The following is a 21269-nucleotide window of genomic DNA, read 5'->3' as shown; positions in this document are numbered from 1 at the left end:
CGGAAGGGCCCGGTCCATGCGGACCGGGCCCTCAGCCGTGCGTGGTGCGGGTGCTAGTCGAGCTTGCCGTAGACCTGCTCGGAGAAGGTGCGGGTGTTGCCCTCGCCGTACTTGTAGACGGAGACGTACGCCTCGGTCGGGTCGCCGTTGTCATCGAACGTGATCGGGCCGGAGAGGCCGTCGTAGTCGATGTCGGTGCCGTCCGCGATGAGCTTCGCGCAGTCGGCGAACGACTCGCACTTGGTGCCGCCCTCGGAGACCGACTTCAGGTTCTCCTTCAGGGTCGCGCCGTCGGTGTCCTTGCCCTGGAGCGCGGCGAGCGCGAGGAGCACGGTGCCGTCGTACGACTCGGCCGAGTAGCTGAAGACCGAGAGGGCGGGGTCGCCGTCCTCCTTCACCATGGCCTGCAGGCGGTCCTGGAAGTCGGACTTCGCCTCGACGCCGGGGTTCGTGAACTGCGCACCCGCGATGTCGACGTTGGTGTCCTCCTCGGTGATGACGCCGTAGTTGCCGTCCGTGCCGTAGAGGTTCGCGAAGTCGAAGCCCTTGGAGGCGAGCTGGTCGGCGATGGTCTTGATCTCGTCGAACGAGATGACCACGAGCGCGTCGGGGTTCGGGGCGAGCACCGAGGTGATGGCGCTGTTGAAGTCGGTCGCGGAGGGCTCGAAGACCTCCTCGGCCGCGATGCTCGCGCCGCCGGCCTCGAGCGTCTTCTTGATGTTCTCCTCGAGGCCCGTGCCGTAGGCGTCGTTCATGTAGAGGATCGAGACGTTGGTCTTGCCGTCCTGCAGGATCTTGTTGCCGAGGATGCGGCCCTGGAGCACGTCCGAGGGGGCGGTGCGCCAGAAGTAGCCGTCGTCCTTGTACGTCGTGAAGTCGGGCGAGGTGTTCGCCGGCGACAGCTGCACGACGCCGGCCTGGGTGACCTGGTCGATGAAGGTCTTCGAGACGCCGGAGGACGCGGCGCCGATGATGGCGCTGTTGCCGTCCGCGATGAGCGACGTGGCCGACTGGCTCGCGATGTCGGTGGTGGTGTCGCCCGAGTCCTTGTCCGTCGCGGTCACCGTGATGCCGGCCTTGGCGTCGTTGATGTCCTGCTCGGCGAGGTGGACGCCCGCGAACTCGGGCGGGCCGAGGACGGCCAGGGTGCCCGTCTGCGGGAGGATCGTGCCGATCTTGAGCTCGAGGCCGCCGTCGGCCGTCGTGCCCCCGGTGCCTCCGCCGCCGCCGGAGCAGCCGGCGAGGACGAGGGCGCCAGCCACCGCGATGGTGACGGCGCTGAGGGCGGTGCGGGCGGATCGTGAGCGGGAGGCCGAAGCCCTGCCGAATGCGCTCATGGTGCTCCTTATGGATGTGTGTGGTGATGCTCGGGAATGTGATGCAGGAGGCACGCGAATGCGCGCCTCGCCTGGTGCGACCCTATGGCGCGGATGAGACGGGCACAATGCATCGGCATTTCCGTCGTGTAACGCGACCTGATCGTTACCTTTCGCGGAATGCGCGACGGGATCCGAATCAGATGCCCTCGGCGACCGTCGTTTCCCTCTGCGAGCGCTCGGCGGCCGGGACGGCGCGGCGGGAGGCGCGGAGCATGTCGATCGTGAGCAGCACGAGGGCCGCCCAGACGATCGTGAACCCGGCCCAGCGCTCCGGCGGCATCGCCTCGTGCATCACGAAGACCCCGAACGCGAACTGGAGCAGCGGCGCCAGGTACTGCGTGAGGCCGATGACGGACAGCGGCAGCCGTCCGGCCGCGAACCCGAAGAGGAGGAGCGGGCCGGCCGTGACCACGCCCGTGCTGACGAGCAGGAGCGTGTGCCCGAGCGAGACCTGGCCGATGGTGAGCCCGGCGCCGGCCCCCGTGATCACGAGCATGGTGGTGGAGGCGGGGATCAGCCACGCGGTCTCGAGCGCCAGCCCGGAGAGCGCGTCCGCGCCGCCGCTCACGCGCTTCTTCACGAGGCCGTAGAGCCCGAAGGACCCGGCGAGCGCGAGCGAGACCCAGGGCAGCTGGCCGTAGCCGATCGCGATGACGGCCACGGCGACCGCGGAGAGGCCGACCGCCGTCCACTGCAGGGGGCGCAGGCGCTCGCGCAGGAGGATCACGCCGAGCAGCACCGTGACGATCGGGTTGATGAAGTAGCCGAGCGCGGTCTCGACGACGTGGCCGGAGAGCGTGCCGTAGACGTAGACGGTCCAGTTCACGAGGATCAGGTGCCCGGCGAGCGCGAGGCCGAACAGGAGCCGGGGCTGCCGGACGATGGCGACCACGCGCGACCAGCGCCGGGCCGCGGTGATGACGAGGGCGCAGACCACGAGCGAGAAGAGGATCCGCCAGGCGACGATCTCGAACGCCCCCGCCGGCGCGAGGAGCAGGAAGTAGACGGGGAGCACGCCCCAGAGGCCGTAGGCGCCGACGGCGGCGATCAGGCCGGAGCGGGTCGAGGGCTCGGGGGCGGGGCGCGTCACCTCCCGAGGCTAGCGCCGTCGGGAGCCAGCACCGGCGGCCGGACGCCTGCCGGACGCACGGGAGCCCGGCCGAACGTGTCGGCCGGGCTCCCGGGTGAAGCGGTGGTGCGGTGTCTCTGCGTGCGGAGCGTCAGCGCTCGATGACGGCGAGCACGTCGCGCGCGGAGAGGACGAGGAGGTCCTGGCCGTCGTACTTGACCTCGGTTCCGCCGTACTTGGAGTAGATGACCTTGTCGCCGACGGCGACGTCGAGGGGGACGCGGTTGCCGTTGTCGTCGATGCGGCCGGGGCCCACGGCCACGACCTCGCCCTCCTGGGGCTTCTCCTTGGCGGTGTCGGGGATGACCAGACCAGACGCGGTGGTCTGCTCGGCTTCGACCTGCTGGATGACGATGCGATCCTCGAGCGGCTTGATGGAGACCGACACGGTTGACCTCTTCCTTCGTGACTAAGGGACAAGACTTCATTGGCAATCTCCGGGGGAGAGTGCCAGGTGAGATTCTACGGGCCGCGCTTGCACTCGCGCAACGCGAGTGCCAATCCGTGGAGGGCCGCCCCGGTACGGTGGGCGGATGGATCAGTCCGACCTCCGCGAGGTCCTCTCCCTCGAGGGGCTCCGGCTGCTCGACTCCCTGCCCGAGCCGCGACCGGGCGACGACATGGTGCGGATCGTGAGCGCGCTGCGCGGCGAGGGCCACTCCGCCGCCCGCGTCAGCGCCGTGCTCACCCAGGTCCGCCTGCGCGCCCGGGCCCGGGTCAAGTTCGGCGACTTCGCCGAGCGCATGCTCTTCACCGAGGCCGGGCTCGAGCAGGCGACGCGTCTCGCCGTCGCGGCGCAGCACGCGGGCCGCTTCCAGCAGGCGGGCGTCGCGCACGTCGCGGACCTCGGCTGCGGGATCGGCGGGGACGCGATGGCGATGGCGGCCATCGGGATCCGCGTCACGGCCGTCGAGCGCGACGAGGTGACCGCGGCGGTCGCCGGCTGGAACCTCGCGCCGTTCCCCGAGGCGGTCGTCGAGCAGGGCACGGCCGAGGCGTTCGACGCCGGCCGCGTCGACGGCGTGTACCTCGACCCCGCGCGGCGCACGGACGGGCACTCCTCCACACGGCGCATCTCGGATCCGGACGCCTACTCCCCCACGCTCTCCGCCGCGTTCGCGCTCGCGTCCGGGCGGGCCGCCGGCATCAAGCTCGGACCGGGCCTCGACCGCGACCTCATCCCCGAGGAGGCGGAGGCGCAGTGGGTCTCCGTCGACGGGCAGGCCGTGGAGATGGGCCTGTGGTTCGGGCCCACGCGGCGGGACGGCGTCGGGCGCGCGGCGCTCGTGATCAGCGGCGGGTCGCACGCGGAGCTCACCTCCGCCACCGACAGCGAGGACGCGGAGCTCGGCGAGCTGGGCGAGCACCTGTACGAGCCGGACGGCGCGGTCATCCGCGCGCGGCTCATCGGCGACGTGGCCCGGTCGCTCGACGGGCGCATGGTCGGCGAGGGCATCGCCTGGATCACGTCCGACCGCGAGCAGGCGACGCCCTTCGCGCGCGGCTTCCGCGTGCGCGAGGTGCTGCCGCTCGACGAGCAGCGGCTGAAGCGCGAGCTGCGGGCGCGCGGGATCGGGACGCTGGAGATCAAGAAGCGCGGGGTCGACGTGGATCCGGCGCGGCTGCGCACCCGCCTGCAGCTGAAGGGCGACGGGTCGGCGACGCTCATCGCGACGCGCGTGGGCGGCCGGCGGGTCGCGATCCTCGCGGACCGGCACGGGGTCGACGCGGGCTGACGTCGGCGCCGCCCGGACGCGACGACGCGGCCGCCCCCTAGGGGGCGGCCGCGTCGCGTGGTGCGGGTCGTGCTACGGGGCCGTCGGCAGCGGCGTGCCGTTGATCTCGCCGTTCTGGATCGCGGTGTTGACGAACGCGATGGCGATGACCACGAGGAGGATGCTGAGCAGGATCCCGATGACACCGGTGATGATGCCCGTCAGCCAGAATCCCTTGGCACCGGCGTTCCGCTTGCGGCCGAGGATGCCCGTCACGAGCGCGGCGATGCCCAGGGGCACCGAAAGGAACCAGAAGAGGACCGTGACCACGGACACGATGCCGAGGACCATGGACGTGATGCTGAGGCCCTTGGAGGCCGGCGCGCCGCCCTGGCCGGGCTGGTAGGGCGCCGCGTAGGGCGAGCCGGATCCCGCAGCGGGGGCCGCCGGGTAGGACGGCTGGCCGGGTGCGGGCGGGAAGTCGTCGGAGGAGCGGTCCGGGTTCTGCGGATCGGTCATTGTCGTTCCTTTCGTCCCTGGGAACATACCGTGACTCGGGCCGGGAGTTTAGAGGCGCGCGGAATTCCCTATGATGCGGGCGGCCCGAGCGGCCGTGAGCCGGTCAGCCGACCTGGACGACGGTGACCGGGAGGGTCGAGTCGGCGCCGAACGCGAGGCCCGACGGCGCGCGGCCCGACTCGATGAGGCGGGCGCCGAGGGCGGCGATCATCGCGCCGTTGTCGGTGCAGAGCGACAGGGGCGGGATCCGCAGCTCGATGCCCGCGGCCCGGCACCGCTCCGCCGCGAGCTCCCGCACGCGCGCGTTCGCGACGACGCCGCCGCCGAGCAGCAGGCGCGGGACCCCGTGGTCGACGCACGCGGCGACGGCCTTCGTGAGCAGCACGTCGACGACGGCCTCGCGGAAGCTCGCCGCGACGTCCGCGACGGGCACGGGCTCGCCGGCGTCCTGGCGCTTCTCGACCCAGCGGGCGACCGCGGTCTTGAGGCCCGAGAACGAGAAGTCGTAGCGGTGGCGCTCCATGTCCTTGGGGAGGGAGAGGCCGCGCGGGAAGCGGATCGCCTTCGGGTCGCCGTCGGCTGCGACCCGGTCGATGTGCGGGCCGCCGGGGTACGGCAGGCCGAGGACGCGGGCGACCTTGTCGAAGGCCTCGCCCGCGGCGTCGTCGATGGTCTCGCCGAGGAGCTCGACGTCGTCCACCAGGTCGCGGACGAGCAGCAGGGAGGTGTGCCCGCCGGAGACGAGGAGGGCGATGCTCGGGGTCTCGAGCGGGCGGCCGGGGCCGCCGTCGGTGCTGAGGAGGTCGGCGCCGACGTGGCCGACGAGGTGATTCACGCCGTGCAGCGGGATGTCGAGGGCCACGGCGAGCGCCTTGGCCGCGCCGACCCCGACCATGAGCGCGCCCGAGAGGCCGGGACCCGCGGTGACGGCGATGGCGTCGAGGTCGCGGAGCGCGACGCCCGCCTCGGCCAGCGCGGCGTCGATCGCGGGGGTCAGCGCCTCGAGGTGGGCGCGGGCCGCGACCTCGGGCACGACGCCGCCGTAGCGCGCGTGCTCCTCCATCGAGCTCGAGATCACGTTGGCGAGGAGGGTCTGGCCGCGGACGATGCCGATGCCGGTCTCGTCGCACGAGGTCTCGATGCCGAGGACGAGGGGGCCGGCATCGTCGGCGTCGACAGCCGCTGTCGCCTGCTGCGGGGCCTCGACGGCGGGCGGGCGCGGGGCGTCCCGCGGCTCGGCGACCTCGGGCGGCGTCTCGCTCAGGATGGCGCGCATCACCACGGCGTCGACGTCGTCCGGCTGGTAGTAGTGCGGGCGGACGGCGATGGGCTCGAAGCCGAGCGACGCGTAGAGCGCCTGGGCGACCGGGTTGTCGGCGCGGACCTCGAGGAGGACCTCGCGGGCGCCGCGCGCGTGCGCCTCCGCGACGAGGCGCGTGAGGAGGGCCCGGCCGATGCCCCGGCCGCGGCTGCCCTCGGCGACGGCGATGGTCTGGACGTCCGCGGCGTGCACCCCGCGCGGGCAGGAGAGGCCGGCGTAGCCGAGGATCCGGTCGTCGGCCGCGTCGACCGCGACGACGTACCAGCCGTGCCGGGTCGTGAGCTCGCCGCGCATCGCGTCCGTCGACCAGGCGTCGGAGACGAACGTGCTCGTCTCGAGGCGCATGAGGGCGGGCAGGTCGGCCAGCTCGGCCGGGCGGAACGCGACGCTCACGAGGTGACCCGCTTGGGTCCCGCGGAGACGGTGACGTCGGGCGAGCGGAGGTACAGCGCCTCGTCGGCCGCGAAGGGCAGGTCGAGCGCGTCCATGCGGCGGGCGACCTGCGCGAGAGAGGCGGCGCGCACCGCGGTGGCGTCGAGGCGGTGGTCGGCCGTCGGCACGTCGTCGGGCTTCGCGAGGCCGGGTCCGGCCGTGCGCTCGGCGACGCCGCCCGGCGCGGGCGCGCGGTAGACGGACCAGTAGAGCTCGCGGCGGCGCGCGTCGGTGACGACCACGAGGGATCCGGTGCCGCCCGCCGCGTAGTGGTCGTGGGCCAGGGCGTCGTGGCTGACCACGGGGATCACGCGCACGTCGAGGCCGGTCGCGAGGACGCGGGCCGCGGCGATGCCGACGCGGAGGCCGGTGAAGGGGCCGGGTCCCATGCCCGCGACGACGGCGCGGATGTCGCAGCGGTCGACGCCGGACGCGGAGAGGCACTCGTCGAGCAGGGTGCCGATGACCTCGGCGTGCCGCATGGTGTCCGTCTCCTGGCGCTCGGCGAGCACGCGGCCGTCGGGGTCGATGACGGCGACGCCCGTGCCGGCGGAGGTGTCGATCGCGAGGAGCACTGGACGAGTCTAGGCGCGCGGGCGGGCGCGGAGCCGTCGGACGCGGACGGTGCGGGGCTCCTCGGGGGCGGCGTCGGGATCCGCGTCGGCGTCGTCGTCCGCCGCATCCGGATCCGCGTCGCCCGCACCCGTGGGCCGCGCGATCGCGAGGTCCCACCACTCGTCCGCCACGCCGTCGAGCTTGCCCTGCCCCCACTCGACCACCACGACCGAGCGGGCGAAGTCGATGTCGAGGTCGTCGAGCTCGCGGGCGTCGGCGAGCCGGTACGCGTCGACGTGCACGAGCGGCGGGCCGTCGACGAGGCTCGGGTGCGTGCGCGCGAGCACGAAGGTGGGGCTCGTCACGGGGCCGCGGACGCCGAGGCCCTCGCCGAGCCCGCGCGTGAAGGTGGTCTTGCCGGCGCCGAGCGGCCCGGAGAGGACGACGAGGTCGCCCGCGCCGAGCTCGCGCGCGAAGGCCCGGCCGAGCTCCTCCATGTCGTCCGTGGTCGCGACGGGGACGAGCTCGTCGGAGATGACCTCGTCGGCAGGTGCGGGAGCCGCGTCCGCGCGCTCGTGCAGGTGGATCCGGTCGACCCGCGCACCCACGCGCGTCACGATCTCGTCGCCGATGGTCTCGGCCCAGCCGGCCCACTCCTCGGCGGTGGGCTCGCCGCGGTCGCCGGGGCCGAGGATCACCGCGGTGTCGCCGACCTCGACGGGCAGGTCGCCGACGTCGAGCACGAGCTGGTCCATCGCGATGCGGCCGGCGACCGGGAAGCGGCGGCCGTTCAGCAGCACGGAGGCGCGGGGGCCGGCGATGCGCGGGATCCCGTCGGCGTACCCCAGCGGCACGAGCACGAGCGTGGAGGGGCCCTGGGTGCGGTGGTCGAGCCCGTACGAGACGCCGTGCCCCGCCTCGACGCGCTTGACGGAGACGACGTCGGCCTCGAGCGTCATGGCGGGGACGAGCCCGAGGTCGCGGCCGGAGCGGTCGTCGAACGGCGAGATGCCGTAGACGGCGATCCCGAAGCGCACCATGTCGAAGCGCGCGGCGGGCAGCCGGATCCCGGCGGAGCTCGCGGCGAGGTGCTTCTCGACCGGACGCGCGCCCAGCTCCTCGGCCACGCGGACGGCCTCGTGGAAGCGGGCGAGCGCGGCGTCGTCGTCCTCGGGCGAGGCGTCGGCGAGGTGCGACCAGAGCGCGTGCAGCGTCAGCTCGCCCGCGGCGGCGGCGGCGACGGCCGCGCGCACGAGGTCCGGCCAGAGCTCGGGCGTGGCGCCGTTGCGGCTGAGGCCGGTGTCGGCCTTGAGGTGCACGCGCGCGCGGATCCCCGTGGCGCGCCCCGCGGCCGCGATGCGCTCCAGCTCCCACAGCGCCGAGACGCCGAGGTCGATGCCCTCCTCGACGGCCACGCGGAAGTCGGTGTCGACCCCGTGCAGCCAGGCGAGCAGGCGCGCGTCGATCCCGGCGCGGCGGAGCTCCACCGCGGACGCGACGTCGAGCACCGCGAGGCTCTCGGCCCCGGCCTCGAGGGCGGCGCGCGCGACCTGCAGGGCGCCGTGGCCGTAGGCGTCGGCCTTCACGGCGACCATCGTGCGGGCGGGGGCGGCGAGCGCCGCGAGCGTGCGGACGTTGTGGCGGATCGCGTCGAGGTCGATCACGGCGCGGCGGCCGGGCGACGTCGGGGCGGGCGCCGATGCGGAGTCGGTCATGCGGAGTGCCTCCGGGTGACGCGGCCGGCGACGCGCGCGACGATCTCGTAGCCGATGGTGCCGGTCGCCTCGGCCCACTCCTCCACCGAGGGGGCGCCCGTCGCGGGATCCCCGAACAGCACGGCGTCGTCGCCCACCGCGACGGGCGTCCCGTCGACGACGCCGTCGCCCACGTCGACCACGAACTGGTCCATGGCGATCCGGCCGCTCACGCGGAAGCGCGCGCCGTGGATGGCGACGGGCGCGCGGTTGCTGGCGAGCCGCGGCACGCCGTCCGCGAAGCCGAGCGAGACGAGCGCGAGCGTCGTGGCGCGCGTCGTGCGGTACGTGTAGCCGTAGGAGACGCCGGTGTCGGCGGGCACGCGCTTGACCGCGACGACGCTGCCGACGAGCGTCATGGCCGGCACGAGGCCGAGGTCGGCGGACGTGACGCCGTCGAGCGGCGAGATGCCGTAGATCCCGATGCCGAGGCGCACCATGTCGAGCCGTGCGTCCGGCACGCGCAGGGCGCCCGCGGTGGCGGCGAGGTGGCGGATCCCGGGCTCGAGCCCCGCGGCACGCACCACGTCGACCGCGGCGTGGAACGCCCGCACCTGCGCCCGGTCCTCCTCGCCGCCCGCGTTGGCCAGGTGGCTGAAGACGCCGCCCAGGCGGATCGCGCCCTCGGCGGCGAGCGCGGCGACCTCGGCGACGACGCCCGGCCACTCCGCCGGCGTCACGCCGTTGCGGCCGAGGCCGGTGTCGACCTTGAGGTGGACCTCGGCGGGACGGCCGACGCGACGCGCGGCCTCCGCGGCCTCCCGCACCTGGCGCAGGCTGTTGAGCCCGAGGTCGACGCGGTGCTCGACGGCTGTCGCGAAGTCGGCGCCGGGCGCGTGCATCCACGTGAGGACGGGCGCGTCGATGCCGGCCGCCCGCAGCGCGAGCGCCTCGCGAATGTCGACCACGCCGAGCCGGTCGGCCCCGCCGTCGAGCGCCGCGCGGGCCGCGGCGACCGCGCCGTGCCCGTAGCCGTCGGCCTTGACGACGGCCATCACGAGCGGCGCGCCCGTCGTGGCGCGCAGCGTGCGGACGTTCGCCGCGATCGCGGCCAGGTCGATGCGCGCCTCGCGCCGCAGCGCCGCCGGGGCCTGGAGCGTCGCCTCGTCGGTCACGCGCCCTCCCCCTCGGTCACCACGAACGCGGTCGCGAGGCCGGCGTCGTGGCTCATGCTCAGGTGGATCCGCGTCACGCCCCGCGCCGCCGCGACCTCCGCGACGACCCCGCGCACGCGGAACGACGGGTCGCCGTGCTCGTCGCGCACGACCTCCATGTCCTGCCAGCTGATGCCGCCGGGACCGCCGAGCGCCTTGATCAGCGCCTCCTTGGCGGCGAACCGCGCCGCCAGCGAGCGCGTGGGCAGGGGCCGCTCGGCCGGCGCGAACAGGCGCGGCACGAGGCCCGGCGTCCGCTCGGCGCTCCGGGCGAAGCGCGCCACGTCGACCACGTCGACGCCGATGCCCCTGATCACGCGCGGCCGGTCACTCGACCGTGACGGACTTCGCGAGGTTGCGCGGCTGGTCCACGTCGAGGCCCTTGGCCGCCGCGAGCTCCATCGCGAAGATCTGCAGCGGCGTGACGGCCAGCAGCGGCTCGAACAGCGGCGCGGCGAGCGGGATCGGGATGACCTCGTCGGCGTGCGGCAGCACGAACGCGTCGCCCTGCTCCGCGATCGCGATGACCCGGGCGCCGCGCGCGCGGATCTCCTCGATGTTGGAGATGACCTTCTTGTGCAGCGCGAGCTGGTGCGTGGGGCTCGGCACGATGACGAACACGGGCTGGCCCGGCTCGATGAGCGCGATGGGCCCGTGCTTGAGCTCGCCGGCGGCGAAGCCCTCCGCGTGGATGTAGGCGAGCTCCTTGAGCTTCAGCGCGCCCTCGAGCGCGACGGGGAAGCCCACGTTGCGGCCGAGGAAGAGGACGGCGCGCGTGTCGGCCATCCACTTCGCGAGCTGGCTGATCTTCTCGCCCTGCTCCACCACGGTGGCGAGCTTCTCGGGGATCGCGAGGAGCTCCTCGGTGTTCTCGACGATCTCGTCGGCCGACAGCGTGCCGCGCAGGCGCGCCAGGTGCAGGCCGAAGAGGTACAGCGCGGCCACCTGCGCGACGAACGCCTTGGTCGACGCGACCGCGACCTCGGGTCCGGCGTGCGTGTAGACGACCGCCTCGGACTCGCGCGGGATCGTGGCGCCCTGGGTGTTGCAGATCGACAGCACGCGGGCTCCGGCCTCGCGGGCGTAGCGGACGGCCAGCAGCGTGTCCATGGTCTCGCCCGACTGGCTGATGGAGATGACGAGCGTGGTCGCGTCGAGCACGGGATCGCGGTAGCGGAACTCGTGCGCGAGCTCGACCTCGACGGGCACGCGCGCCCACTTCTCGATGGCGTACTTGCCGAGGATGCCCGAGTAGGCGGCCGTGCCGCACGCGACGATGACGATGCGCGAGATGTCCGCGAGGTCGACCTCGCCGATCGCGTCGAGGTCGGGCAGCACGACGACGCCGTCGACGATGCGGCCGCGGAGCGTGTTCGCCACCGCGTCCGGGCCCTCGCTGATCTCCTTCGCCATGAAGCTCGACCAGCCGCCCTTCTCGCTGGCGGAGGCGTCCCACGCGATCTCGAACTCGTGCGTCTCGACGGGCGCGCCGTGGAAGTCGGTGACGGTCACGGAGTCCGGGCGGATGGCGACCATCTGGTCCTGGCCGATGGCGACCGCGCGGCGCGTGAACTCCACGAACGCGGCGACGTCGGATCCGAGGAAGTTCTCGCCCTCGCCCAGCCCGATGACGAGCGGCGAGTTGCGGCGGGCGCCGACCACGAGGCCGGGCTGGTCGCGGTGCACCGCGAGGAGCGTGAACGCGCCCTCCAGCCGGCTCACGGTGTTGCGGAACGCCTGCTCGAGGTCGTGCGTGATGCCGTACTCGCGGCCGAGCAGCTGCGCCGCGACCTCGGTGTCGGTGTCGCTGTGGAACGTGTAGCCGTCCGCGAGGAGGTCGTCCTTGAGCTCCGCGAAGTTCTCGATGATCCCGTTGTGGATGAGGGCGAGCTTGCCGTCGTCGCCGAGGTGCGGGTGCGCGTTCCGGTCGGTGGGGCCGCCGTGCGTGGCCCAGCGGGTGTGGCCGATGCCGGTGGATCCGTTCGGCAGCGGCGACGCCTCGAGGTCCTCCAGCAGGCGGTCGAGCTTGCCGGCGCGCTTGCGGACGCCGAGCGTGCCGTCGGCGTCGAGCACCGCGACGCCCGCGGAGTCGTAGCCCCGGTACTCGAGCCTCCGCAGCCCCCCGAGGAGCACCTCGAGGCTCTTGGACTCACCGACGTAACCCACGATTCCGCACATGGGGCCCGAGTTTACCTTCGGGCGTCGTGGATCCCCGCCGCGACCCGTGCGCCGGGCGCGCCCCGCCCCGCGGAGCCGGCCGCCGGCCCCGCCGTAGGATGGGCAGGCCATGCCAGACACCGCGACGGGACACCCGACGAGCCACGGCAGCGTCTCCCCGTTCGTGGAGATCGCCCGTGCCGACTGGGCGGCCCTCGCCCCCGCCACGCACCTCCCGCTGCGGGAGACCGAGCTGGTGCAGCTGCGCGGGATCGGCGACCGGCTCGACATGCACGAGGTCGAGGACGTCTACCTCCCGCTCAGCCGGCTGCTGAACCTCTACGTCACGGGCACGAAGAAGCTGCACCGCGACACGAGCGCGTTCCTCGGCGAGCGGGCCAAGAGCACGCCGTTCATCATCGGCGTCGCCGGATCCGTGGCGGTCGGCAAGTCGACCGTCGCGCGCCTGCTGCGCGAGATGCTCGCGCGCTGGGACGACACCCCGCGCGTCGAGCTGGTCACGACCGACGGCTTCCTGCATCCGAACGCCGAGCTCCAGCGCCGCGGCCTCATGGAGCGGAAGGGCTTCCCCGAGTCCTACGACCGGCGGGCGCTCCTCCGCTTCGTCACGCAGGTCAAGAGCGGCGTGCCCGAGGTGCGGGCGCCGTTCTACTCGCACCTCGCGTACGACATCGTGCCGGGCGCGGAGGTCGTCGTCCGGCAGCCCGACGTGCTGATCATCGAGGGCCTCAACGTCCTGCAGCCGGCCGCGTCCGGCGCCAAGCTCGCCGTCAGCGACCTCTTCGACTTCTCGATCTACGTCGACGCCCGCACGCACGACATCGCGCAGTGGTACGAGGAGCGGTTCCTCAGCCTCCAGCGCGGCGCGTTCAGCAACCCGCGCTCGTACTTCCACCGGTACGCGGAGCTCAGCCCGGCCGAGGCCGTGGCGCGCGCACGCGGGATCTGGTCGAGCATCAACGAGCCCAACCTCGAGCAGAACATCCGGCCGACCCGGTCGCGCGCGACGCTCGTGCTGCGCAAGGACGCGGACCACTCGGTCGCGAACGTCCTGCTGCGCAAGCTCTGACCCCGCGGGGTCGGCGGGCGGGCTAGATGGCCAGGCGCTCCGTGACGAGGGCGGCGAGCTCCTGGGCGTGGCGCTCGGCGGTCGCCTGGTCGGCGGCCTCCACCATGACGCGGATCATCGGCTCGGTGCCCGACGCGCGCATGAGGATGCGGCCGGTGTCGCCGAGCTCCGCCTCGGCACGCGCGACGGCGGCGTTCAGCTCGGCGTCGTCGCCCACGCGCTCGCGGTCGACGCCGCGGACGTTGATCATCACCTGCGGGTAGACGGTCATGACCGAGGCGAGCTCGTGCAGGCTCCTGCCCGTCGCCGCCATCTCGCCGAGCAGCTGGATCCCCGTGAGGATGCCGTCGCCGGTCGTCGCGTGCTCCGCGATGACGAGGTGGCCGGACTGCTCGCCGCCGAGGGAGAAGCCGCCCTCGTTCATGGCCTCGAGCACGTAGCGGTCGCCGACGCGCGTCTGCAGCACCGTGATGTCGTTCTCGGCCATGGCGATGCGGAGGCCGAGGTTGCTCATGACGGTGGCCACGAGCGTGCGCTCCGCGAGGAGGCCGCGGCGGGCCATGGAGAGCGCGAGGACGGCCATGATCTGGTCGCCGTCGATGATGGCGCCGGTGTGGTCGACCGCGAGGCACCGGTCGGCGTCGCCGTCGTGGGCGATGCCGACGTCCGCGCCGTGCGCGAGTACGGCCTCGGCGAGCAGGTCGAGGTGCGTGGAGCCGACCCGGTCGTTGATGTTCATGCCGTCGGGGTCGTTGCCGATCACCGTGACGGTGGCGCCCGCGTCGGTGAAGACCTCGGGGCTGATGCCGGCGGCCGCGCCGTGCGCGCAGTCGAGGACCACGTGGATCCCGTCGAGCCGGTGCTGCAGAGTGCCGAGCAGGTGGAGGACGTAGCGGTCCTCGGCGTCGGCGAAGCGGCGGATGCGGCCGACGTCGGCTCCCGTGGGGAGCAGGACGGGCTCGCTGAGCTGCGCCTCGATGCGGTCCTCGAGCTCATCGGCGAGCTTGCGTCCGCCAGCGGCGAAGAACTTGATCCCGTTGTCGGGAGCGGGGTTGTGCGACGCGGAGATCATGACGCCGAAGTCGGCGTCGAAGTCCGCGATGAGGTACGCCGTGGCCGGCGTCGGGATGACCCCGGCGTCGAACACGTCGACGCCGGAGCTCGCGAGGCCGGCGGCCACGGCCGCCGCGATGAACTCGCCGGAGACGCGGGGATCCCGGGCGACGACCGCGACGGGTCGTCGTCCGGAATCCCGGGCGTCCTGGCCGAGCACGTGCGCGGCGGCCTGGGCCAGGCGCAGGGCGAGGTCCGCGGTGATGGTCTCGCCGTTGGCGAGTCCGCGGACTCCGTCCGTGCCGAAGAGCCGGGGCATGGCTGCCGGGGTGCCCGAGCGCCTTAGCGCTTCGAGAACTGGGGCGCCTTGCGGGCCTTCTTGAGTCCGGCCTTCTTGCGCTCCTTGACGCGCGCGTCGCGGCTGAGGAAGCCGTTCTTCTTCAGCGTGGCGCGGTTGTTCTCCTCGTCGATCTCGTTGAGGGCGCGGGCGATGCCGAGGCGCAGGGCGCCGGCCTGGCCGGACGGGCCGCCGCCGGAGATGCGCGCGACGACGTCGTAGCTGCCGAGGAGGTCGAGCACCTTGAACGGGTCGTTGACGAGCTGCTGGTGCAGCTTGTTGGGGAAGTAGTCCGCGAACTCACGGCCGTTGACCGTGATCGAGCCGGAGCCGGGGACGAGGCGCACGCGGGCGATGGCCTGCTTGCGTCGTCCGACGGCGCCGCCGGACACGTTGAGGACCGCGCGGGGGGCCTTGGGGGCCTCCTCGTTCGGGGTCTCGGTCGAGAAGCTCTCGGGAGCCACGTCGAGGGAGTCTGAGATCTGAGCCACTGGGTTCGATTCCTTCTGAGGTCTTTGGTCGTCGCTGTCGGCAGCCGGAGCTACTGAGCGACCTGGCCGAGGGTGTACGGGGTGGGCTGCTGAGCAGCGTGGGGGTGCTCGGGGCCCGCGTAGACCTTGAGCTTCTTCAGCTGCGCCGCACCCAGCGAGTTCTTCGGCAGCATGCCGCGGATGGCCTTCTCGACCGCGCGCGTGGGGTGCTTCTCGAGCATCTCGACGTACGTCATCGACGAGAGGCCGCCCGGGTAGCCGGAGTGGCGGTAGGCGAGCTTCTTCTCGAGCTTCTGGCCCGTGAGCGCCACCCTGTCGGCGTTCACGATGATGACGAAGTCGCCCATGTCCATGTGCTGGGCGAAGGTGGCCTTGTGCTTGCCGCGCAGGAGCGCGGCGGCGTGGCTGGCGAGACGGCCGAGGACGATGTCCGTGGCGTCGATGACGACCCAGTCGTGCTGGACCTCACTGGCCTTGGGGGAATAGGTGCGCGTCATTGATCTGACTGCCTTCTTTTCGAGGTGAGATGGTCGTGGATCCCGCTCCGTGGGCGTTCTGACGAGAACGCATCCGGTGGAGGGCTCAACCTTGTACGTTGCGCACGCAGGCGTGCAGACAACCGGTTCAGAGTACGCGATCGGAGCGGATCAGGCAATCCCGGGCGTGTCGGCCAGCCGCGCGAGGTCGCGTGCGGCCGCCTCGGCGCCTTCCTGGACGGGATCCACCTCGTGGGCGCCCCGGCGGTTGCGCGTGATCGCGTTGCGGGCCTCGAGCTCCTCGTCCGCCGGGTAGCCGACCCGCTCGAGCACGAGCCCGCGCGCCGGCATGACGCTGAACTCGCTGGTGCGCTCGCGGATCTCGAGCAGCTCCCGCAGCCGGGCCACGGTCGCGCGGCCGGACGCCGCCGCGACGCACGCCCCGACGAGCGCGCGCACCATGCTGTGGCAGAACGCGTCGGCCCGCACGACGGCCTCGAGGGCGCCGTCGGCCGTGCGCGTCCAGGTCAGCTCCTGCAGCGTGCGGATGGTGGACGCCCCCTCGCGCGGCTTGCAGTAGGCCGCGAAGTCGTGGAGCCCGAGGAGGGCGTCGGCCGCCTGCTGCAGGACGGCCGCGTCGAGCTCCACCGGGACCTCCACCGTGCGGTGCCGCTGGAGGGGGTCGCGCGGGCCGGAGGCGTCGGAGATCCGGTAGCGGTAGGCCCGCCAGGTCGCGGAGAAGCGCGCGTCGAAGCCGTCGGGCGCGGGGGCGCACGCGGTGACCACCACGTCGGAGCGCGCGCCCAGCACGCCGTTGAGGCGACGGGCCAGCGCCGCCGCCGCCCGTGCCGCGGACGGGACGTGCGGCTCCTCCCCCGCGACGGCGTCGGCGGCACGGCCCCGCGGCGGCCGGTCGAGCGAGGCGATCTGCGCGTCCGTGAGGTCGAGGTGCGCGACCTGGCCGGTCGCGTGCACACCCGCGTCGGTCCGCCCGGCTACCACGAGGGTCGGCGCGGGCGGCGTGCGCGCGAGCAGCTGCGCGAGCGCGTCCTCGAGCGCGCCCTGCACCGTCCGCAGGCCGGGCTGCTTCGCCCAGCCGGCGAACCCGGTGCCGTCGTACGCGACGTCGAGGCGGACGCGCTCGCCGGCGTCCCCGGTCATCGGGCGGCGGATCCCCGCGGCCGGGTCGTGCCGACCTCCCGCTCGTACACGGCCGAGCGGCTGGCCTGCGTGAAGCCCACGTGCTCGTACAGGTCGAACGCGCCCGTCGGGCTGTCGGAGTCGACGTCGAGCACGGCGCGCTGGAGGCCCTCGGCGCGGAAGCCCGCGAACGCGGCGGACAGCAGCGCCTGCGCGAGCCGGCGGCCGCGGAACTCGCGCCGCACGCCGACGAGGCCGATGTACGCGGACGTGTAGCCGGCGGCCTCCCAGTGGTCGGGGTAGACCTCCGCCAGGGCGAAGCCCGCGACGACGGCGTCCTCGTCGTCGCCCGTCACCGCGATGACGGAGAGGTCGTCGCGCGAGGTCGGCAGCGACAGGAACGCCTCCCAGCGCTCGATGCTGATGGGCTCGGATCCCCAGTGGTCGCGGAACACCTCGTTCTTGGCCTGGCGCACGCGCTCCCACCACTCGCGCGTCACCGGGATCAGCCGGAGCCCCTCGGGCGACGGGACCTCCGGGAGGTCGGCGGCGAGGTCGCGGTGCATCTCCACGAAGTAGCGGCTGACGGTCAGCCCGCGGGAGGCGAAGAGGGCCGCGGCACCCGCGTCGGCCGCCTGGGCCTCGGTCGACAGGCGCGTCGGGACGGGCTCCTCGATGTGCGCGGCGGGCTGGGCGACCGCGAGCTTCCGCGTCGCCCGGGCGATCTGCCAGTCGAGCAGGCGGCCGCCGATGCCGGTGCGACGGAGGTCCGGGCGGACGGCGCCGGAGATGTCCGCGCGCACGACGGTCTCGTCGTCGGGCTTCACGAGGGCGTGGCCCTCCGCCGCGAGGCGGCCGTCTGCGTCCACGGCCACGATGCCGTCCCGGGCGACGTCCACGTAGGAGAAGCCCAGCGCCATCGCGACCTCCTCGCGCGTGGCCCGGTACTCGGGGTGGTCGGCGTCGGCGACGGCGCTCTGCAGCTCGACGAGGGCGTCGACGTCCTCGAGGGACATGGGGCGCCAGGTGATCCCGTCGGGCCCCTCGGGCAGGGGGATGGAGGAGGCGTCGTCCGGCAGGGTGGTGCTCGTGTCGGTCATCCGTCCAGGGTACCGGGGGCCGCGCCGCATCCCCCGGCCCGCCCGGACGCACGAGAGCCCCCGTCGCGCAGGGCGGCGGGGGCTCTCGGGATGGTGCGGTGGTGCGGGTGCTACTTGTCGGACTTCTCCGCGGCGTCGGCCTCGACCTCGGCTGCGGCCTCGTCGGTCGTCTCCGCGGGGGTCGCGTCGGTGTGCTCGACGGCGTCGGTCTCCTCGGCGGGCGCCTCGGCGACCGGGGCCGCGGCGGCCGGAGCCGTCGTGGTCGCGGTGCGCGAGGAGCGGACCTTCGGGGTCACGGGCTCGAGCACGAGCTCGATCTGCACCATGGGGGCGTTGTCGCCCTTGCGGAAGCCGAGCTTGGTGATGCGGGTGTAGCCGCCGTCGCGCTCGGCGACGAGGGGCGCGATCTCCGTGAAGAGCTCGTGGACGACGCTCTTCGAGGGGATGATGCCCATGACGCGGCGACGGGCGTGCAGGTCGCCGCGCTTGGCGAACGTCACCAGGCGCTCGGCGACAGGACGCAGGCGCTTGGCCTTCGTCTCGGTCGTCTTGATGGACTTGTGCTCGAACAGGCTCTGGGCGAGGTTCGCGAGCATGAGGCGCTCGTGCGCCGGGCCGCCTCCGAGGCGGGGACCCTTGGTGGGCTTGGGCATTGTCTATGTCTCCGTAATGGTCGAAAGGAAGTCGGGCCGGGGCCGGACGATCAGTTGGTGGTGGTCTCGTCCTCGTCGTAGCTGTAGTAGTGCGCGCCGTCGAAGCCGGGGACGGCGTCCTTCAGCGACAGACCCAGCTCGACCAGCTTGTCCTTGACCTCATCCACGGACTTCTGGCCGAAGTTGCGGATGTTCATGAGCTGCGTCTCCGAGAGGGCGACGAGCTCGCTGACGTTGTTGATGCCCTCGCGCTTGAGGCAGTTGTACGACCGGACCGAGAGGTCGAGGTCCTCGATGGGCATCGACAGCTCGGAGCTGAGCACGGCGTCGACCGGCGCGGGGCCGATCTCGATGCCCTCGGCGGCGGTGTTGAGCTCGCGCGCCAGGCCGAAGAGCTCGGTCAGCGTGCGGCCGGCCGACGCGATGGCGTCGCGGGGCGTGATGGCCGACTTGGTCTCGACGTCGACCACGAGGCGGTCGAAGTCGGTGCGCTCGCCGGCGCGGGTGGCCTCGACGCGGTAGGTGACCTTGAGCACGGGCGAGTAGATCGAGTCGACCGGGATCTGGCCGGCCTCGCTGAACTCGCTGCGGTTCTGGGTCGCCGAGACGTAGCCGCGGCCGCGCTCGATCGTGAGCTCCAGCTCGAACTTCGCCTTCTCGTTGAGCGTGGCGATGACGAGCTCGGGGTTGTGGATCTCGACGCCCGCGGGAGCGGAGATGTCGGCGGCCGTGACCTGGCCCGCACCCTGCTTGCGCAGGTACGCGGTGATCGGCTCGTCGTGCTCGCTGGAGACGACGAGGCCCTTGATGTTGAGGATGATCTCGGTCACGTCCTCCTTCACGCCGGGGACGGTGCTGAACTCGTGCAGCACGCCGTCGATCCGGATGCTGGTGACGGCCGCGCCGGGGATGGACGAGAGGAGCGTGCGGCGGAGCGAGTTGCCGAGCGTGTAGCCGAAGCCGGGCTCGAGCGGCTCGATGACGAACCGCGAGCGGAACTCCGAGATCTGCTCCTCGGTGAGGGTGGGGCGCTGCGCAATGAGCACTGTGTTGTTTCCTTTCGGCGAGGCGACCGATATATGACGCCTGCGATGCCCCCCGGGTGGCGGCCCGGGCGGGTAGAGATTTGGTCGATCGGACACACGGCGGAGCGGCCGACGCCGTCCCCTCCTGTGCGGACGGGACGGCAGCGGCCGATCAGCGCGAGCTAGACGCGGCGGCGCTTGGGCGGGCGGCAGCCGTTGTGCGCCTGCGGGGTGACGTCGTTGATCGAGCCCACCTCGAGGCCGGCGGCCTGGAGCGAGCGGATCGCGGTCTCACGGCCGGAGCCGGGCCCCTTGACGAACACGTCGACCTTCTTCATGCCGTGCTCCTGCGCCTGGCGGGCGGCCGACTCGGCGGCGAGCTGCGCGGCGAACGGCGTCGACTTGCGCGAGCCGTTGTAGCCGACGACGCCCGAGGACGCCCAGCTGATGACGGCACCGGTCGGGTCCGTGATCGAGACGATGGTGTTGTTGAAGGTGCTCTTGATGTGGGCCTGGCCCACGGCGATGTTCTTCTTGTCCTTGCGGCGCGGCTTGCGAACGGCCGACTTGGGTGCTGCCATGGAATTCTCCTGTGTCTACGGGTGGCGAGGGCGCTGGCCGAGGGCCTAGCGCGCCTTCTTCTTGCCGGCTACGGTGCGCTTTGGGCCCTTGCGGGTGCGAGCGTTGGTCTTCGTGCGCTGCCCGTGGACAGGGAGGCCGCGGCGGTGGCGGATGCCCTCGTAGCTGCCGATCTCGACCTTGCGGCGGATGTCGGCGGCCACCTCGCGGCGGAGGTCGCCCTCCACCTTGAAGTTCCCGTCGATGTAGTCGCGCAGGGCGATGAGCTGGTCGTCGCTCAGGTCCTTGACGCGGATGTTCTTGTCGATGCCGGTGTCCTCGAGGGTCTTGACGCTCGAGGTGCGGCCGACGCCGTAGATGTACGTGAGTGCGATCTCGACGCGCTTGTCGCGCGGGAGGTCGACGCCTGCTAGACGTGCCATTGAGGCTTCTCCTGGTGATGAGTGGAGGTCTGCAGCAGCGCCTGTGCATCGGCCTCCGACCGATGGTGTCCCCCGGACCCTCGCGGGTCCCGGCTTCCGGCGTTGCTGTCGTGCTTCTTATGGGTGGTGCGGGTGGTGCCGTGCGATGGTGCTGATCAGCCCTGGCGCTGCTTGTGGCGCGGGTTCTCGCAGATGACCATCACGTTTCCGCTGCGCCGGATGACCTTGCACTTCTCGCAGATCGGCTTGACGCTCGGGTTGACCTTCATGACGCTTCCTTATGTGTTCTTCGCTGGCCTCGTACCCCGCGGCTGCGGGGCCGTTCCTTGTGCAGCAGGCCTACTTGTAGCGGTAGACGATCCGGCCGCGCGTCAGGTCGTAGGGGCTCAGCTCCACGATCACGCGATCCTCGGGGAGGATGCGGATGTAGTGCTGACGCATCTTGCCCGAGATGTGGGCGAGGACCTTGTGCCCGTTGCTCAGCTCAACGCGGAACATCGCGTTCGGCAGAGCTTCGACAACTCCGCCTTCGATCTCGATGACGCCGTCTTTCTTGGCCATATACTCACTATCGCTAAAGGTGGTGTCTGCTGGTCGTGCGATGCGCATCAGGTGGAGCGCGCATGGTGCGGACGGCACGCCGGGAGGCGGCCGCGCACCAAGGGTCGAGAGTACGGCATCCCCGGGCGTGTCGCAATTCTCCCCGCGTGTCGCGGCAGGATCCGCGGATCCTGCGCTAGCGGAGCGCACGACGGGCCGGGCGGTCGCCCGCCCGGCCCGTGCGCGCG

Annotated in this window: 23 protein-coding genes and 1 pseudogene; 2 read left to right on the top strand and 22 right to left on the bottom strand. The window is 72.7% G+C overall.

Going from position 1 to position 21269, the window contains the following annotated elements:
- Positions 1-53 precede the first annotated feature (53 nt).
- The 3 genes from ACMT9T_RS12595 to groES all read right to left on the bottom strand — a co-directional run bounded on the left by ACMT9T_RS12595 (position 54) and on the right by groES (position 2896).
- On the bottom strand, positions 54-1337 hold the full coding sequence (locus ACMT9T_RS12595) for an ABC transporter substrate-binding protein (RefSeq protein WP_414745823.1): 1284 nt from the start codon (positions 1335-1337) through the stop codon (positions 54-56).
- 178 nt (positions 1338-1515) lie between these two features.
- A complete protein-coding gene (gene rarD, locus ACMT9T_RS12590) occupies positions 1516-2469 on the bottom strand; it encodes an EamA family transporter RarD (protein ID WP_414745822.1) in 954 nt (317 codons plus the stop codon).
- A 130-nt stretch (positions 2470-2599) separates the two neighbouring features.
- Positions 2600-2896 carry a co-chaperone GroES gene (gene groES, locus ACMT9T_RS12585; protein WP_012039257.1) on the bottom strand — a complete coding sequence of 99 codons (297 nt, stop codon included), beginning with the start codon at positions 2894-2896 and terminating at the stop codon, positions 2600-2602.
- Between the two features lie 145 nt (positions 2897-3041).
- On the opposite strand from groES, the gene ACMT9T_RS12580 reads away from it, so the two are divergent.
- The gene (locus ACMT9T_RS12580) at positions 3042-4244 is read left to right on the top strand and encodes a THUMP-like domain-containing protein (protein ID WP_414745821.1); all 1203 of its coding nucleotides are present in this window, start codon (positions 3042-3044) and stop codon (positions 4242-4244) included.
- Between the two features lie 72 nt (positions 4245-4316).
- Here the strand turns inward: ACMT9T_RS12580 and ACMT9T_RS12575 are convergent, their stop codons facing one another.
- The 8 genes and pseudogenes from ACMT9T_RS12575 to glmS form a co-directional block, all read right to left on the bottom strand.
- A complete protein-coding gene (locus tag ACMT9T_RS12575; protein ID WP_414745820.1) occupies positions 4317-4742 on the bottom strand; it encodes a DUF4190 domain-containing protein in 426 nt (141 codons plus the stop codon).
- Between the two features lie 103 nt (positions 4743-4845).
- Positions 4846-6018 carry a tRNA (adenosine(37)-N6)-threonylcarbamoyltransferase complex transferase subunit TsaD gene (gene tsaD, locus ACMT9T_RS12570; RefSeq protein WP_414745891.1) on the bottom strand — a complete coding sequence of 391 codons (1173 nt, stop codon included), beginning with the start codon at positions 6016-6018 and terminating at the stop codon, positions 4846-4848.
- 9 nt (positions 6019-6027) lie between these two features.
- A pseudogene (rimI, locus tag ACMT9T_RS12565) lies at positions 6028-6456 on the bottom strand (ribosomal protein S18-alanine N-acetyltransferase); the annotation flags it as partial.
- The gene (tsaB, locus tag ACMT9T_RS12560) at positions 6453-7070 is read right to left on the bottom strand and encodes a tRNA (adenosine(37)-N6)-threonylcarbamoyltransferase complex dimerization subunit type 1 TsaB (RefSeq protein ID WP_414745819.1); all 618 of its coding nucleotides are present in this window, start codon (positions 7068-7070) and stop codon (positions 6453-6455) included. The pseudogene rimI and the gene tsaB, both read right to left, overlap by 4 nt.
- Before the next feature lie 9 nt (positions 7071-7079).
- A complete protein-coding gene (gene alr, locus ACMT9T_RS12555; protein ID WP_414745818.1) occupies positions 7080-8765 on the bottom strand; it encodes an alanine racemase in 1686 nt (561 codons plus the stop codon).
- Positions 8762-9919: an alanine racemase gene (alr, locus tag ACMT9T_RS12550; RefSeq protein WP_414745817.1), complete on the bottom strand. Its 1158-nt coding sequence runs from the start codon at positions 9917-9919 to the stop codon at positions 8762-8764. The genes alr (ACMT9T_RS12555) and alr (ACMT9T_RS12550) overlap by 4 nt, the downstream gene beginning before the upstream one ends.
- Positions 9916-10275 (bottom strand): holo-ACP synthase, encoded by a 360-nt coding sequence (locus tag ACMT9T_RS12545; protein WP_414745816.1) that lies wholly within the window; start codon positions 10273-10275, stop codon positions 9916-9918. The genes alr (ACMT9T_RS12550) and ACMT9T_RS12545 overlap by 4 nt, the downstream gene beginning before the upstream one ends.
- A gap of 10 nt (positions 10276-10285) precedes the next feature.
- Positions 10286-12136 (bottom strand): glutamine--fructose-6-phosphate transaminase (isomerizing), encoded by a 1851-nt coding sequence (gene glmS / locus ACMT9T_RS12540; protein ID WP_414745815.1) that lies wholly within the window; start codon positions 12134-12136, stop codon positions 10286-10288.
- A 109-nt stretch (positions 12137-12245) separates the two neighbouring features.
- On the opposite strand from glmS, the gene coaA reads away from it, so the two are divergent.
- Positions 12246-13205, top strand: a complete 960-nt coding sequence (gene coaA / locus ACMT9T_RS12535) for a type I pantothenate kinase (RefSeq protein WP_414745814.1) — start codon at positions 12246-12248, stop codon at positions 13203-13205.
- Positions 13206-13227: 22 nt separating this feature from the next.
- Here coaA and glmM read toward each other — a convergent pair whose 3' ends face one another.
- The 11 genes from glmM to infA all read right to left on the bottom strand — a co-directional run bounded on the left by glmM (position 13228) and on the right by infA (position 21042).
- Positions 13228-14577, bottom strand: coding sequence for a phosphoglucosamine mutase (glmM, locus tag ACMT9T_RS12530; protein ID WP_414745813.1), 1350 nt, complete (start codon positions 14575-14577; stop codon positions 13228-13230).
- A gap of 23 nt (positions 14578-14600) precedes the next feature.
- Entirely contained in the window at positions 14601-15086 is a 486-nt protein-coding gene (rpsI, locus tag ACMT9T_RS12525; protein ID WP_043668864.1) for a 30S ribosomal protein S9, read from the bottom strand.
- A gap of 50 nt (positions 15087-15136) precedes the next feature.
- A complete protein-coding gene (gene rplM, locus ACMT9T_RS12520) occupies positions 15137-15583 on the bottom strand; it encodes a 50S ribosomal protein L13 (protein ID WP_414745812.1) in 447 nt (148 codons plus the stop codon).
- Between the two features lie 150 nt (positions 15584-15733).
- A complete protein-coding gene (gene truA / locus ACMT9T_RS12515) occupies positions 15734-16723 on the bottom strand; it encodes a tRNA pseudouridine(38-40) synthase TruA (protein WP_414745811.1) in 990 nt (329 codons plus the stop codon).
- On the bottom strand, positions 16720-17802 hold the full coding sequence (locus ACMT9T_RS12510; RefSeq protein WP_414745810.1) for a GNAT family N-acetyltransferase: 1083 nt from the start codon (positions 17800-17802) through the stop codon (positions 16720-16722). The genes truA and ACMT9T_RS12510 overlap by 4 nt, the downstream gene beginning before the upstream one ends.
- Positions 17803-17912: 110 nt before the next feature.
- The gene (gene rplQ, locus ACMT9T_RS12505) at positions 17913-18455 is read right to left on the bottom strand and encodes a 50S ribosomal protein L17 (protein ID WP_414745809.1); all 543 of its coding nucleotides are present in this window, start codon (positions 18453-18455) and stop codon (positions 17913-17915) included.
- Positions 18456-18505: 50 nt separating this feature from the next.
- A complete protein-coding gene (locus tag ACMT9T_RS12500) occupies positions 18506-19501 on the bottom strand; it encodes a DNA-directed RNA polymerase subunit alpha (RefSeq protein WP_043668849.1) in 996 nt (331 codons plus the stop codon).
- 161 nt (positions 19502-19662) lie between these two features.
- Positions 19663-20061 (bottom strand): 30S ribosomal protein S11, encoded by a 399-nt coding sequence (gene rpsK, locus ACMT9T_RS12495; protein ID WP_012039274.1) that lies wholly within the window; start codon positions 20059-20061, stop codon positions 19663-19665.
- Positions 20062-20106: 45 nt separating this feature from the next.
- A complete protein-coding gene (gene rpsM, locus ACMT9T_RS12490) occupies positions 20107-20481 on the bottom strand; it encodes a 30S ribosomal protein S13 (protein WP_015491172.1) in 375 nt (124 codons plus the stop codon).
- 155 nt (positions 20482-20636) lie between these two features.
- On the bottom strand, positions 20637-20750 hold the full coding sequence (rpmJ, locus tag ACMT9T_RS12485; RefSeq protein ID WP_043668846.1) for a 50S ribosomal protein L36: 114 nt from the start codon (positions 20748-20750) through the stop codon (positions 20637-20639).
- Between the two features lie 70 nt (positions 20751-20820).
- Positions 20821-21042 (bottom strand): translation initiation factor IF-1, encoded by a 222-nt coding sequence (infA, locus tag ACMT9T_RS12480; protein ID WP_012039277.1) that lies wholly within the window; start codon positions 21040-21042, stop codon positions 20821-20823.
- Positions 21043-21269: the final 227 nt, after the last annotated feature.

The organism is Clavibacter vidaverae (assembly GCF_047529985.1).
GTDB lineage: Bacteria > Actinomycetota > Actinomycetes > Actinomycetales > Microbacteriaceae > Clavibacter > Clavibacter nebraskensis_A.
This window is presented reverse-complemented; position numbering and strand designations above follow the sequence as displayed.

Excerpts from the sequence above, each read along its gene's own strand:
- ACMT9T_RS12595 (WP_414745823.1), bottom strand. The coding sequence starts at position 1,337 with ATGAGCGCATTCGGCAGGGCTTCGGCCTCCCGCTCACGATCCGCCCGC.
- ACMT9T_RS12580 (WP_414745821.1), top strand. The coding sequence starts at position 3,042 with ATGGATCAGTCCGACCTCCGCGAGGTCCTCTCCCTCGAGGGGCTCCGG.
- ACMT9T_RS12575 (WP_414745820.1), bottom strand. The coding sequence starts at position 4,742 with ATGACCGATCCGCAGAACCCGGACCGCTCCTCCGACGACTTCCCGCCC.
- tsaD (WP_414745891.1), bottom strand. The coding sequence starts at position 6,018 with ATGCGCGCCATCCTGAGCGAGACGCCGCCCGAGGTCGCCGAGCCGCGG.
- alr (WP_414745818.1), bottom strand. The coding sequence starts at position 8,765 with ATGACCGACTCCGCATCGGCGCCCGCCCCGACGTCGCCCGGCCGCCGC.
- glmS (WP_414745815.1), bottom strand. The coding sequence starts at position 12,136 with ATGTGCGGAATCGTGGGTTACGTCGGTGAGTCCAAGAGCCTCGAGGTG.
- coaA (WP_414745814.1), top strand. The coding sequence starts at position 12,246 with ATGCCAGACACCGCGACGGGACACCCGACGAGCCACGGCAGCGTCTCC.
- glmM (WP_414745813.1), bottom strand. The coding sequence starts at position 14,577 with ATGCCCCGGCTCTTCGGCACGGACGGAGTCCGCGGACTCGCCAACGGC.
- rplM (WP_414745812.1), bottom strand. The coding sequence starts at position 15,583 with ATGACGCGCACCTATTCCCCCAAGGCCAGTGAGGTCCAGCACGACTGG.
- truA (WP_414745811.1), bottom strand. The coding sequence starts at position 16,723 with ATGACCGGGGACGCCGGCGAGCGCGTCCGCCTCGACGTCGCGTACGAC.
- ACMT9T_RS12510 (WP_414745810.1), bottom strand. The coding sequence starts at position 17,802 with ATGACCGACACGAGCACCACCCTGCCGGACGACGCCTCCTCCATCCCC.
- rplQ (WP_414745809.1), bottom strand. The coding sequence starts at position 18,455 with ATGCCCAAGCCCACCAAGGGTCCCCGCCTCGGAGGCGGCCCGGCGCAC.
- rpsK (WP_012039274.1), bottom strand. The coding sequence starts at position 20,061 with ATGGCAGCACCCAAGTCGGCCGTTCGCAAGCCGCGCCGCAAGGACAAG.
- rpsM (WP_015491172.1), bottom strand. The coding sequence starts at position 20,481 with ATGGCACGTCTAGCAGGCGTCGACCTCCCGCGCGACAAGCGCGTCGAG.
- rpmJ (WP_043668846.1), bottom strand. The coding sequence starts at position 20,750 with ATGAAGGTCAACCCGAGCGTCAAGCCGATCTGCGAGAAGTGCAAGGTC.
- infA (WP_012039277.1), bottom strand. The coding sequence starts at position 21,042 with ATGGCCAAGAAAGACGGCGTCATCGAGATCGAAGGCGGAGTTGTCGAA.